General features: G+C 57.8%; 10 protein-coding genes and 1 tRNA gene. 8 read left to right on the top strand and 3 right to left on the bottom strand.

Annotation, left to right across the window (positions count from 1 at the left end; translation table 11 throughout):
- The first annotated feature begins 1 nt into the window (after position 1).
- The 7 genes from rsxC to KQ940_RS10580 all read left to right on the top strand — a co-directional run bounded on the left by rsxC (position 2) and on the right by KQ940_RS10580 (position 6,999).
- Positions 2-1,561, top strand: coding sequence for an electron transport complex subunit RsxC (gene rsxC, locus KQ940_RS10610; RefSeq protein WP_217413571.1), 1,560 nt, complete (start codon positions 2-4; stop codon positions 1,559-1,561).
- Complete coding sequence (locus KQ940_RS10605) at positions 1,558-2,619, top strand: RnfABCDGE type electron transport complex subunit D (RefSeq protein WP_217413570.1); 1,062 nt, start codon at positions 1,558-1,560, stop codon at positions 2,617-2,619. Before rsxC ends, KQ940_RS10605 begins: the two co-directional genes overlap by 4 nt.
- 4 nt (positions 2,620-2,623) lie before the next feature.
- Entirely contained in the window at positions 2,624-3,304 is a 681-nt protein-coding gene (rsxG, locus tag KQ940_RS10600) for an electron transport complex subunit RsxG (RefSeq protein WP_217413569.1), read from the top strand.
- Positions 3,301-4,002 carry an electron transport complex subunit E gene (locus KQ940_RS10595; RefSeq protein WP_217413568.1) on the top strand — a complete coding sequence of 234 codons (702 nt, stop codon included), beginning with the start codon at positions 3,301-3,303 and terminating at the stop codon, positions 4,000-4,002. Before rsxG ends, KQ940_RS10595 begins: the two co-directional genes overlap by 4 nt.
- Positions 3,999-4,265, top strand: coding sequence for an RnfH family protein (locus tag KQ940_RS10590; protein WP_217413566.1), 267 nt, complete (start codon positions 3,999-4,001; stop codon positions 4,263-4,265). The genes KQ940_RS10595 and KQ940_RS10590 overlap by 4 nt, the downstream gene beginning before the upstream one ends.
- Positions 4,266-4,408: 143 nt before the next feature.
- On the top strand, positions 4,409-6,322 hold the full coding sequence (locus KQ940_RS10585) for a bifunctional diguanylate cyclase/phosphodiesterase (protein ID WP_217413565.1): 1,914 nt from the start codon (positions 4,409-4,411) through the stop codon (positions 6,320-6,322).
- Positions 6,319-6,999 (top strand): transglutaminase-like cysteine peptidase, encoded by a 681-nt coding sequence (locus tag KQ940_RS10580; RefSeq protein ID WP_217413564.1) that lies wholly within the window; start codon positions 6,319-6,321, stop codon positions 6,997-6,999. Before KQ940_RS10585 ends, KQ940_RS10580 begins: the two co-directional genes overlap by 4 nt.
- A gap of 22 nt (positions 7,000-7,021) precedes the next feature.
- Here KQ940_RS10580 and KQ940_RS10575 read toward each other — a convergent pair whose 3' ends face one another.
- From KQ940_RS10575 to ycaO, 3 genes are all read right to left on the bottom strand, one after another.
- On the bottom strand, positions 7,022-8,437 hold the full coding sequence (locus tag KQ940_RS10575; protein WP_217413563.1) for a retention module-containing protein: 1,416 nt from the start codon (positions 8,435-8,437) through the stop codon (positions 7,022-7,024).
- A gap of 271 nt (positions 8,438-8,708) precedes the next feature.
- Positions 8,709-11,666, bottom strand: coding sequence for a retention module-containing protein (locus tag KQ940_RS10570; RefSeq protein ID WP_217413562.1), 2,958 nt, complete (start codon positions 11,664-11,666; stop codon positions 8,709-8,711).
- 202 nt (positions 11,667-11,868) lie between these two features.
- Positions 11,869-13,599: a 30S ribosomal protein S12 methylthiotransferase accessory factor YcaO gene (gene ycaO, locus KQ940_RS10565; RefSeq protein WP_217413560.1), complete on the bottom strand. Its 1,731-nt coding sequence runs from the start codon at positions 13,597-13,599 to the stop codon at positions 11,869-11,871.
- Between the two features lie 149 nt (positions 13,600-13,748).
- On the opposite strand from ycaO, the gene KQ940_RS10560 reads away from it, so the two are divergent.
- Positions 13,749-13,824: transfer RNA gene (locus tag KQ940_RS10560), tRNA-Asn, on the top strand.

Genomic DNA, 13,824 nt, shown 5'->3' with positions numbered 1-13,824 from the left:
GATGTTCAATAAACTCAAGATTCGTGGCGGTGTTCATGCGGAAGAGCGCAAGGAGCAGAGCACCGGTCAGCCAGTAAGGACGCTGGGTATTCCCCCGCGGCTGCATCTGCCGCTACGTCAGCATGCCGGCAAACCGGCCGAACCTGTGGTCAAGGTAGGTGACAGGGTTAAAAAGGGGCAGCTGATCGCCACCTCGACCGGCGAGGATGTGTGTGCATCGCTGCATGCGCCCACCTCCGGCACGGTAACCGCGATCGGCGAGGTGGTTGCACCCCACCCCTCGCAGTTGACCACCACCGCCATCACCATCGAGAGCGATGGTCTTGATGAGTCCCTGCAGCCGGGGGAACAGTTGGATCCGATGAGCTTAACACCGGCCGAGATCGCCGACCGGGTCGACCAGGCCGGTATCGTCGGTTTGGGCGGTGCCACCTTCCCCGCCGCACTGAAGCTTAAGTCGGGCGCGCGGCAGAAGATCGATACGCTGATCCTCAATGGCAGCGAGTGCGAACCCTATCTCACCTGCGACGATATGCTGATGCGCGAGCGCGGTGAGGGGATCATCTCCGGGGCTCGACTGATCCAGCGTGCCATCGGTGCGAACAGGATCGTGGCCGGTATCGAGGACAACAAACCGGAGGCGATCGCGGCGATGACGGCGGCCGCCGCTCCCTATGCGGATGTGCTGGTCCAGCCGATCCCGACCCGCTACCCCATGGGCTCGGCCAAGCAGCTGATTCAGGCAATCATGGGCCGTGAAGTGCCGGCAGGCGGGCGTAGCTCCGATGTAGGGGCGCTGGTGCATAACGTGGCCACCGCCTATGCCGTGCATCAGGCGCTGTATGAACACCGGCCGCTGATATCACGCTTGGTCACCGTCTCCGGCCAGTGCATCGAACAGCCACAAAATGTCGAGGTACTGCTCGGCACACCGGTGAGCTGGATGCTCGAGCAGTGCGGAAGCCTCAGCCAAACACCGGCCCGTGTGGTCATGGGCGGACCGATGATGGGGCAGATTCTGCACACCACCGAGGTACCGATCACCAAGGGAGCCAGCGGCATACTGGCGCTGGCCAACCCGGAGATCAGCAAAACCGAACCCTCCCCCTGTATCCGCTGCGGCAGTTGTGTATCCGCCTGCCCGATGGGGCTGGTACCGCTGGAGATGGCCCGCCACGCCAAGGGCGATGACTTCGACGGCGCCAAGGAGTTCGGCCTGCGCGACTGCATTCTGTGCGGCTCCTGCGCCTATGTCTGCCCCTCGCATATTCCGCTGGTGCACTACTTCCAGTTCGCCAAGGGGGAGCTGAGCAGCCAACGCATACAGAGCCGCAAGGGTGAGCTGACCAAATCCCTGGCCGAAGCACGCAAGGCACGCAAGGAGCGTGAGGAGGCTGAAAAAGCCGCGGCAAAAGCGGAGAAAGCCGCCAAAGCCAAAGCCGCTAAAGAGGCAAAAGAGCGCGCCAAGGCCCAGAAAGCGGAACAAGCGCAAGCCACACAGGCGCAGGCCGCCGAAACGGAAGCAACTGACGCCCCAGCCAATGAGGAAAGCGGATCATGATTCAGTTGATCTCCTCCCCCCACGCGCATAATCGCAGCTCGGTGCAGCGCACCATGTTGCTGGTCTGCGTGGCACTACTACCGGCAACCCTGTACGGCCTCTACCTGTTCGGTTGGCCCGCGATCAACCTGTTCCTGCTCTGCCTGCTCACGGCATTGGGCAGTGAAGCGGCCTGTCTGAAGCTGGCCGGGCGCTCACTGAAGCCCTGCCGGGATGGCTCGGCGCTACTGACCGGCTGGCTGATTGCGATGACACTGCCGCCCTGGGCGCCCTGGTGGATCGCCGTCGTCGGCACCCTGTTCGCGGTGGTGATCGGCAAGCATCTGTACGGCGGACTGGGCCAGAACCTGTTCAACCCGGCGATGCTGGCCCGTGTCGGCCTGCTGATCTCCTTCCCGGTGGAGATGACCACCTGGATCGATCCGGCACCCATCACCAGCGCCGCTGCACCCGGCTTTGTCGATAGCCTGATGATCACCGCCGGCCTGATGCCGATCCCGGATGCGATGACCGGAGCCTCCGCTTTGGGTCATGTCAAAACCGCCCTGACCATGAACATACCGGTAACGGAATCGATACCCCAAGCCTTCGCTATCAGCGATGCCTTCATCGGCACCATGCGCGGCAGCCTGGGCGAGACCTCCGCCCTGTTGATCCTGCTCGGAGGACTGTTCCTGCTCTACAAGCGGGTGATCAGCTGGCATATCCCGGTGTCGATGCTTGGCACCCTGGCGCTGCTCGCGCTTATCTTCAGCCTGGTGCATCCGGACCGCTTCGAACCGCCCAGCTTCCACCTGCTGACCGGTGCGGCGATGCTGGGCGCATTCTTTATCGCCACCGATATGGTGACCTCGCCTACAACCCACAACGGGCAGCTGGTGTTCGGCATGGGCGTCGCTCTGGTTACGTTCATTATCCGCAGTTGGGGCTCCTTCCCGGAGGCGGTCGGTTTCGCGGTGCTGTTCATGAATGCACTGACGCCGATTATCGACCGCTACTTCCGCCCCCGTATCTATGGCTACAGCTACACCGGCAAGCCGCTGAAGTCGAAGGAGTAAGCCGATGAGTAACGGTATGACGACAACGCCGCTGGTACCCAGCTATACCCGTGGCATCGGCTATCAGGCGGGTTTACTCGGCGGTATCGCCATGATCGTCAGTATCATCCTGATGATGGGCGAACACGGTACCCGCGACGATATCAAGGCACGCCTAGAAGAGGATCGCAGTGCCATGCTCAGTCAGGTACTGCCGGTTGAGATGTACGATAACAATCCGCTGGAGGATACCACGCAGCTCGAGGGTAACCCCTTCGGCGGCGACCCGACCGTCTTTCTGGCCAGCAGAGATGGCAAGCTCACCGGTGCCGCCTATGAAGTGATCACCCATAGCGGCTACAGCGGCACCATTGTGCTGATCATCGGCGTCAACGCGAATGGTGAGCTGACCGGTGTACGCACCATCACCCACGCCGAGACACCGGGACTCGGCGACAAGATCGAGATCGCCAAGAATGACTGGGTCGAGGGCTTCAACGGCTTCTCCCTGAGCAACATTCCGGAGAAGGATTGGGCGGTGAAGAAGGATGGCGGCCGCTTCGACCAGTTTACCGGTGCAACGATTACACCACGTGCCTACGTTGGCGCGGTGCATGAAGGTTTGAAAGTGTTCGAGCAACAGAAGTTACACCTGCAGGCCGCCGTTGCCGGTCTGAACGCAGTCAATTCGGAGGAGCAGCCATGAGCGGTCCATCCTACAAAGAGATCTGGAGCGAAGGCCTCTGGCACAACAACGTCGTACTGAGCCAGATGCTGGCACTCTGCCCGCTGATGGCGGTCACCACCACGGCCAGTAACGGTCTCGGCATGGGGCTGGCCACGCTGGTGGTAATGGTGTTCTCCAACCTGCTGGTGTCGATGCTCAGGGGCATCATCACACCTCAGGTGCGCATCCCGGTATTTATCGTATTGATCGCCGCCATGGTGACCATGGTCGACATGTTCCTCAATGCCTGGATGCACGAACTGTACAAGGTATTGGGGCTGTTTATCCCGCTGATCGTAACCAACTGTGCCATCCTTGGTCGGGTCGAGAGCTTCGCGTCGAAAAACCTGGTGGCGCCGTCGATGCTTGATGGTTTCGCCATGGGCCTGGGTTTTACCTGGGTACTGGTACTGCTCGGCGCCATGCGCGAGTTTTTCGGCGCCGGCACTCTGTTTGCCGATGCCTCGTTGCTGCTCGGCCAGTGGGCGTCACTGATCGAGCTGGAGGTATTCCCCGACTACGGCGGCACGCTGTTGCTGATCCTGCCCCCCGGAGGTTTTATCTGCCTCGGCCTGATGCTGGCCGGCAAGCGGGTGGTCGACCGCATGCTCGCCGCACGGGAGAGCGCTGCCGTCGAACTTTCCGGCAACAACACCAGGATGGAGGGTGCGCTATGAAGGTCGCAGTTGCGTACTCCGGCAAACAGAAACAGGAGTGGACCCAGCTGACCCTCAGCGAGGATGCGACGGTCGAGGACGCCATTGTCGAATCCGGTATTCTGCAGCGCTTCCCGGAGATCAACCTCAAAACCCAAAAAGTAGGTGTGTTCGGCAAGCTGAGCAAGCTGGACACCAAGCTCAGCGACGGTGATCGGGTTGAGATATACCGCAAGATCATCCGCGTCATGGATGAAGATGACGACGAGGATGATGACGATTGAGTCCCTTTTCGCCTAAACTGACCCGATAAGCAGGGTGAACGGAGATCGCTCCGTCATCCCGGCATGCTAGAGTTTTTCTTGCCTGACTAATCGGGGCAGAACTGGGTCGGCTAACGGGCCGTTTTTGAAAAGGGAGTCTTTCGATGACGCTGTCCAAGCAGCTGATGCTCTTGATCTCGGCCATGTTCCTGGCCATCTTCGCGATCAACTTCTATACCAGCCTGACCAACATCCGCGACTACCTGCAGGTGGAGTCGGAGGTCCACGCCCAGGATACCGCCACCTCTCTCGGTCTGTCTCTGAGCCCCTATATTCTCGATGAGGATGACACCATCCTGGCGACGATGGTGAACACCATCTTCGACCGCGGCTACTATCTCGAGATCCTGCTGGAAAATATGGATGGCAAAGAGCTGGTACGCCGAACCAACCCCAAGACCTTTGAAGAGGTACCCCAGTGGTTCACCGAGCTGCTGCCGATGAACACGGTAACCGCAGACTCGGAGATCGATGGCGGCTGGGTTGTCGGCGGCACCGTCTACGTCACCATCCATCCGGGACTCGGCTATCTGAAACTCTGGCAACAAGCCAAGGACTCGCTGACATTCGCGGCTATCAGTTTGGTTGTGTTCATCGCGCTGCTGTTCATTCTGATTCGCTTCGTATTGAGCCCGCTGGGCCGCATCGAAAAGCTGGCCCTGAGCATCGCCGACGGTCATTTTGCCACCATCGACAAACTGCCCTGGACCACCGAGATCCGTAACGTGGCGCACTCGATGAACCTGATGTCAGGCAAGATCGAGAAGGTGATCACCAACCTGAACAATCGGCTGGAGGAGACCGGCAAGCGCCTGCGCATCGACGAGTTGACCGGGCTGGAGACCCGCGCCACCTTCGAAACCGATATGAAAGAGCGCTTCATGGCACGCCAGCAGGGCTACCTGTTCATCATCCGCATCGACGAACTGGGCAAGCTGGCGGCCACATTGAGTTCGGACAAGGTCGACACCTTCATCAGGCAGTTCGTTCATGAAACCCGTACCGCGCTCAAGGAACAAGGCGTCGCCGGTGACTTCCTCTACCGTATCGTCGGCTCCGAGTTCATTCTGATCGCTGATTGTCAGAACCAGAGCAGCGCCGAGCAGCTCTGTCAGGCGATTTTGAAGCGGCTGGCAGATCTGGGTAAAGCATACGACAAGGAGAGCGTTGCCCATATCGGCGCAGTTGCCTTCGACCCGCAGGGCACCACCGCCGAGCTGGTATCAGCAGCCACCGAAGCCTACGAGAAGGCCCGCCTGATCGGGCAGAATAGCTTCGCCATCACCCAGTACAGCGCCAATACCCGCAGTATGGATGAATGGAAGCGACTCGTCGGCGAGATCGTTGACCATAAACGGGTCGAGATCGACTACGGTATAAAAGCGTACAGCCTTGCCGATGGCGAACTGGATAAACTGGTACTCGAGGAAGCGATGTCCAGGGTCCTGGATGAGAAGGGTGATGCACTGCCGATCGGCACCTTCATCTCGGTCGCCGAGAATCTGGGCCGCATCCTGGAGTTCGATCTGCACATCGTACAGCAGGTGATCGAGCGGATCCGCCGCGAGCAGATCGAGCACGATATCGCGGTCAACGTCTCCTTCACCGCCCTGGCCAGCAACGAGTTCCGTTCCGAACTGTATACGCTGTTGCAGGAGAACAAGGATGTCGCCCGGCATCTGGTGTTTAGCGTCACCGCCTATGGCGCGACCCGTGACATCAAATCCTTCTCCAGCTTTATCGACTTCATCCACCGCAATGGCGCACGGATCATCCTCAAGCGTTTCGAGAGCCGCTTCATATCAATGGACGATGTCAAGCAGTTCCGCCTCGACTATATCCGTCTGGCACGGATCTACACCGAAAATATCGGCAGCGATGCGGAGAAACGTCGTCTGGTCGAGGCGATGAAGGAGCTGGGCGAGCTGCTCAATGTCAACATCCTCGCGGAGTCGGTGGAAAGCGAAGCCGACTACCGAGCCGTACGCGAGATCGGATTGACTGCGGCAAGCCGATGAAAAGATCAGTGTTCAGCCGACTAAGGCGAGGTCGCAGACGACTCTGCGGCCTTGGCCTGGGCGTTCTGCTCAGCCTTTCACCGCTGGCGGCCAGCGCCAAGGGGCTGGTCGATTTCAGCCCGGCGCTGCTCAGCCGCGTCGAGGCCAAGTTCGGCCAGCAGGCCGTACTCAGGCTGAACGCGCTGAAAAAACTGATCGAATCCAACCAGTCCATGACCGAGATGCAGAAGGTCAAAGAGGTCAACGATTTCTTCAACCTGGTCCCCTACTACACCGACATCGTGCACTGGAAGGTAGAGGACTACTGGGCAACACCGTTCGAGAAGCTGACCACCTTCGGCGGCGACTGCGAGGACTACGCCATTGCGAAATATTTCTCGCTCATCGAACTCGGTATCCCCGACGACCGCATGCGCATCATGTACGTCAAGGCACTGAACTGGAACCAGGCCCATATGGTGCTGACCTACTTCCCACAGCCTCGCTCCATCCCGCTGGTACTGGATAACCTGAACCCCGAGATCCTTCCCGCCAACAAGCGCAAGGATCTGGTGCCCGTATACAGTTTCAACGGTGACGGCCTATGGCTGGCCAAGGAGCGTGGTACCGGTAAACGGGTAGGCGGCTCGGAAAAACTGGGGTTATGGACCGATCTGCGCCGGCGAGTCGAGCAATAACCCCATTGATCCCAAACCGCTATCAGTCGACGTAGATGATGCCGTTATCCAGCAGCGACGACAGGATATCGGTCTGATCCATCCCCATATCGAGTCCCAGATCGCTGAGAGACAAGGTGTCGACGCTGATCACCTGATCGATACCGGCCTCGATACCGGCACCCTGATGATTCAGCGACAGCAGCAGCCCCCCGTTATCGCTGTCTTCTGCGACGTGGATATAGCCGGTCAGCGCCGCCAGATCGCTCGAATTCGCTCCATCCAGAACATCGGACAGATCCACACGGACGTCCTCGTGCCCATTCGGATCCACCACCGGCGCATCGGCGCTCTGTACCATAAACAGTTCACTGCCGCCCAGATACTCGCCACTCTGCACCGCGTCGAACTCCAACGGTTTGACGCTGAACTGGGCATCATCGCCGCCATCGAAGGCGATATATTGAAACTGCAGCGGCTCACCGCCAGCATCGTTGAGGTAGAAGTGCCCTAGCCCACTCTCGTCGACATACTCATCAAGGGAGAAGGACTTTTCATTATTCGCCAGCGTAATACGCTCGCCGTCCGCCGAGTAGATCGACCACTGACTACCGCCGACATCGCCGTCGAAGTGGAAGTAGACCTCAGTCATCGGTGTACTGAGCTTGAAAGCAAGCGCCTCGTTCGGGTCGATATGCTCATCGGTTTCCCCCTGGGGATTACCGACACGACCGACCGAGTAATATCCGCTCTCTGCGTTATAGAGCGCCCAGGCATTCTCCGCCCCGGTGTCCTTGAGCCCATTGGCGTCGGCATAAGTACCGCCGGTGCCATGCGGGTTGGTGTCGCTGCCCTGCCCGGCGGCATAGCCTCGGTAATCGGCAATCAACGGGGCCGGCGGCTCTGGCGGCTCAGGTGGTTGAGGAGGCTCAGGTGGTCGAGGCGGTTCGGGTGCTTCGCTCGGCATGGGAACGGTAGCGGCGACCAGAATAGGCTCTTCGCTCTCGGGCTGCTCGACGCTGTAGCCTATCCCGCGCGTAGCGTAGCCCGCTTCGGGCGTCACCTCTCCCGCCACACGGTCCAGTACGACGAACTCCGCGCCCTCGTTACCCGTGGCGCTGGTATCACCGCCCGCCGCGGGCGCTTGCGCTACAGCAGTCGGATCCTCACCGGCGAGGATCGCCGCTTGGATCGCATCGACCTCGAACGCGGCCTGATCGCTGCGCTCAAGCACTTCGACACGACCCGGGTCACCGCTTACCAGCCACTCGACACCACTATTCAGATGGACAACCTCACCCCCCTCAAGCCGTATGTCGACCTGACTGTCGGTCCCCGTGCGGATCAGATCAGTATCGATAACCTGATCACCCAACAGCAACACGCGCTCGGATCCATCGGCAGCAACCGCCACCGCCTGGCCACGAATTGCAGAAACCCGCCCAATGACATCAGTCATCACGAACCTCCTTATTTATTAGCCACTCTTAATATAATTACAGCTCAAAAAAGCTGGTCGAGCAGCTGGATCCTGCGCTTCCAGCTATAAAGCGCACCAATCTTTGCTATGGATCAAGATTGGAACATAGAAGCTGATATGCCCCCGTAGCAACAACAGAACCGGCTACGCAACTTCAGCACTTTCTGATAAACGCAAAACCCCGCCGAAGCGGGGTTTGGTAGTATATTGAAGCTCAGCAAGACAGCTGAGCTTCATATGGCCAATCGGATTAACTGTTATCGACTACGATGGATCCGTTATCAACGAGAGTTGCAAGGTCAGACACATCTCCATTAACAACAATCTCCTGGGCAACCACTGCACCACCTTGGCCTGCATCTCCGTTGGTATAGACTTTAATGGTCGTTGTGTCGGAGACACTGTCAAAGTTCGCTTCAAGGTATGAAGAGATATTGCCACTATCTATGACGTTAGCCCCCGTCGGATCCAAAAGGTCTGACAGATCAAGCACATCATGCTCACCATGCGAGTTGAAGTCGGTAACGGTATCGGTACCACCATCAGCATCCAGCACATCCCAGTGGAAGACATCTTCGCCGTAACCACCAGTCAGAACGTCATTACCGAGTCCGCCATCGATCGTATCGTTGCCGTAACCACCAAAGATGACATCATCCCCAGCGTCGCCGTTCAGGATATCCGTTCCCGCACGGCCATCGATAATATCGTTACCTGCTCCACCGGAGATTGTATCGTTGATCAGATTGGCCTGGTTTACACCCGGATTACCGTAGATAATGTCGTTGCCGTCACCACCGTTGATGGTTTCACCAGCCTCGACGACCGGGGTGGTCTGTACAAACTCCTGACCGTTCGGATCGCTGGAAGCCCAGATATGATCAACGTCGGTATTATCACCATCGTATGCATCAAAATCTTCACCTGAGCCGGTGATCAACGGTGCACTATTGCCGTCGTTATTCAGCAGCACATATTCATCGGAGTTGATAAATCCAACATCAGCAAGGTTACTGCTCACGTTGCTCCATTCAAGACCGATCTTCTGGCTGTTGGTAATGACAACCGGATCCTCAGTAGTATTGAGCACGTCGATCCTGAACCAGCTAGTACCATCCTGATTAGATGCCTCGGTGATACTGACCTCCAGTCCAAGCGCACTCAATGCCGCCAGGTCACTAGCAGTGATGGCTAGCGCTGCATCCGGGTCGGTGACAAAGAAGTCAAAGTGGATCTGGCCTCCGGCAGAGAAAGTGATGCTTCCGTTACCCTTCGGCTGGATAAGACTCTTGTTCACCTGCCAATCCGAGCCATCGTAGGTAATAGGCGCCTCATCGTTGTCAACGATGGTACCGGTGGCACCAACGCCACCCACGTTGAGGCTGTAGGTCTCGTTGGTTTCGTCTATCGAGTCATCCAGGCCGCCGAAGGTGACGGTGAAGCTGTCAACGCCTGCCGGCACGGTGATCAGGCCGGTGTTGCTGTCGAAGGTGACGCCGTCGCTGAACACCACCGGGGTGCCGTCGTAGTCCGTACCTTCTGTCGCGCTCACGTCACTGAAGCTGAAGCTGTAGGTCTTCGCCGTATCGGCCACGCCGCTCATGGTCACGGTGTGGACCAGGTCGGTGCCTTCCACTTCGGTGGCATCGCTGACGCTCTGCACGCTGACGCTGTCGTCATCCAGGATAGTACCGGTGGCACTGCCGTCTGTAGCAGAGACAAGCGCGCCGGTGCTGGGATTGCTCAAAGATACGGTGAAAGTTTCGTTCTCTTCATCAATCGTATCCGCCGTAGTCTGGACCGTGAAGGTCTTGCTGGTCTCTCCAGGAGCGAAGGTAAGAGTACCGGTAGTAGCAGTGAAGTCACTAGACGCAGCCGTATCGCCCGCACCGATGCTGGTGGAGAAGTCCACAGTTTGATCAAACGTAGCATCGCCCATACGGGTAACTGTGAAGGTCATCAAACCACCTTCCTGAATGCTGGCGTCCGTCACACTGAAGGTAGTGAAGTCATCATCGAAAATTACGATAGTGCCCGAGCTGGCATCGGGATTGACCGTGGCGTTATCAGCGCTTAACAGCACGATACCCACTGTTTCGTTACCTTCTACAAGGCTATCCTGGATAATATGAATCGTGACCGGAATCGAGGTTTCACCCGCGGGGATCACGACACTGTAGATATGGTTCGGATCATCACCATCCAGCCAGTCTTCGCCATGGGTCGCGGTACCATTATTAAGCTGGTAGGTAACCGTAACGTCCTTGTCATAAACCTGACTAAGCACCAGGTTAAAGGTCACATCTTTATATTCGCCCTCACCCTCAGCTGTGCCTTCGAGAAGATTAACCACGTTGCCGCTAACAATGACAGGGAACTCTTCCGTAGGTTGATCTGGAACCCCAGGCAAAGACGGATCTGCCGGAGTATCTACACTGACTTCAACAGAGACGCTAACCGTCGGCAACTCTTCGAGCGGTGCCAGCTCTTCACTCACCGGCTGTTCAACAGTCGAGCTGATGCCCACAGTGTCGTAACCAGCGGTCGGATCAACTTCGTTGCCGGTACGGTTAACGGTGACGAAGTCGGCACCACCGTCATCACCACCGGTTGCGCCTGCGGCCGGGGCACCCGCTGCGGTGGCTTCACCGATCTGAGTCGGGTCCTGACCGGCAAGGATGGCGGCCTGGATAGCGTCTACGTCATCGAATGAGCCGCTGTCAGCAACTGCTTCACTGGTATCGAACTGATCGGCCGGGGTATAGGTATCGGAGGTGGCGAGCCAGCTCTGGCCGCCCTCAAGCACAACCGGTCCACCAACGTTCATGGCGATTTCGATCTGCGCATCCGGACCGGTGCGGATCACTTCGTCGGCATAAACCACATCGCCGGCCAACAGCACACGCTCGGATCCGTCAGCCGCAACGGCAACTACCTGCCCAGAAACGCTGCTGACTGTGCCGATGACTTCGCCGGTCATCTCGGCGGTTTCAGCTCCTGCACTGGAGGCGACCCAGCTGTCGTTACCGCTAATAGCAACGGCCTCACCGTTCGCCAGGGCGATCTCGATACGAGCACCCTCTGCTGTGCGTACAACTTCATCGGACATAATGGCATCGCCCAGCGCAAGCACGCGCTCGGTACCATCGGCCGACACCGCTACGGCGTTACCATCCAGAAAAGTTACATTCCCGATGACTTCAGACATGACACACCCCCGGTTCCTTGAATAGGTCTCTAATTCGATTAAAGACACTCGTTCACCTTTGCGTAAGTGGACCTCAGTACAGGGCCGACGCTCCGGTGTAAATTATTTGCATCAAGGATTCAGTAAAGCAGGCCTGGGTACAGTCACCACTGTACCCAGGTACAATGCGGTCGTTTTTATTGATGCTCATCAGGGGGGGCTGTCAATTTCCCGTTTTTGCCAACTGTAAACGGGAGTAAACACCTATCAGTGTTTGATGAGATTTAAAGTTCTCCAGCAATTCGCTGCTGCTCACGAATTCGGTAAACAGTTCTCGTCCCTCAAGCATCGCCACCGCCCTGTCCATCAGCACTTCGCCGTAGACCCGGATCAGTAACGCCCGGTAGCTCTCAAGCGATCGCAAGGGGTCGAGTTCTATATTCAGCAGCGTGTGCAGGCATCGGTAGAGCGACCGACGCTCCCTGGGCAGTCGAGCGGACTCCAGCACTGTTTCCACGCAATCAAGCGCCCCCTCCTTATCCCCGGTTGCCAGCAACAACAGGCAGCGCAGTTCTCCCACACTCAGGGTTTCCCAGATACCTCCCTCATCGGGCACTACGCCGAGCAGGGCAGCGACCTGTTGATCGTCATCGAAACGCCCCGCGACCAGAGCATCAAGCAGCTCCTCATGGTCATCCTGCTCCAGCTCCGCCAATGCCAGCACCGAAGCACGCAGATCGATCGCGGCGTTATTGTTGCGCCATATCAGCTTATCGACGGGATAGATCTCAGACATACCCGGAACGATGATACGGCAGGTATAGATGCCAAGGTGCTCATAGTCGGCAATGTAGATATCCATATCGACACGATGGATACGATGGCACAGCTCGTTGAACTCCTCCTGCCGGTCACCGTCGATATTCCACTCCGTGAAGGGGTAATCGCTGTTGTCGGATAAAAGGTCCCAGGCGATCACTCCACTGGAATCGCTAAAATGGGTTTCCAGATTAAGAGGGGATGCGGCCTCATCGACATTAAAGGTGGGCGATGGAAAAGCTCCCAGCTGATCCAGTTCGCGCCCCTGCAGCAGTTCGGTCAATGCTCGCTCCAGGGCAACCTCAAACTTGGGATGAGCACCGAAGGACGCATAGCAGCCGCCATCCTCCGGGTTGATCAGGGTGACATTCACCAGCGGGAACTTGCCGCCAAGAGACGCATCGCGCACCTCTACCACAAAACCCCGAGCGCGCAGCGCCTTTATACCGGCCTGAATTTTGGGGTAGCGGCGAAGAACGGCAACGGGGATCGGAGGCAAACTGATCCCGGTGGAGATGATAGTGCTCTTGATATGGCGCTCGAATATCTCCGACAGCGCCTGTACCCTCGCTTCCCACTTATTGTTACCGGCCGCCATGCCGTTGCTGGCGTACAGGTTGCCGATGATATTGACCGGAAACCACACTTCGTCGCCGGTGCGCTGACGGATGAAAGGCAGCGCACAGATGCCACGATCGGCTCGGCTGGAGTTAAGATCGATCAGCTCCGCAGGATTGAGTTCATCGTGAAGGTCATAATGATCCCGGGTGACATCATCGAGCAACCCATCCGGCCAACGTCCAACCACGGGGTCGAACCAGCGCTCATTGGGGTAGTGCACGAAATCGGCAGCGGCGTGCTCTTTACCCAGGTAATAGTCGGTAAAGAAATAGTTGGTGCCGAGGCGCTCGTAAAACTCACCCAATGCACTGGCCAGCGCCGCCTCCTGAATCGAGCCCTGGCCGTTGGCGTACAGCATCGGACAGTTACGGTCGCGAACCTGCACCGACCAGACCGATGGGACCGGGTTGAGCCAACGCACCTCTTCGATATCAAATCCGAGTGCTTTGAGCCCCTTGCTCATGCACTCGATGGACTCTTCCAGAGGGAGATCTTTTCCGGAAATTCGGGTCATGGGGCACTAGCTCCTGGCTGCACTGAGCTAAACGTAAGTCATTATTTGATCAGGAGATTACACCTAAAGACAGGCGCACGAAAACTTTTAAAATGGGTGCTTGACGCACTCTGCCCCGGTCTTTAATATACGCGCCTCGGTTGAGGTGTTCCTCGATAGCTCAGTTGGTAGAGCAGTAGACTGTTAATCTATTGGTCGCTGGTTCGAGTCCAGCTCGAGGAGCCA

It is taken from the genome of Marinobacterium ramblicola (assembly GCF_019084545.1).
GTDB lineage: Bacteria > Pseudomonadota > Gammaproteobacteria > Pseudomonadales > Balneatricaceae > Marinobacterium_D > Marinobacterium_D ramblicola.
Note: the sequence above shows the minus strand (reverse complement) of the source record. Positions and strands in the feature narration are given on the sequence as shown.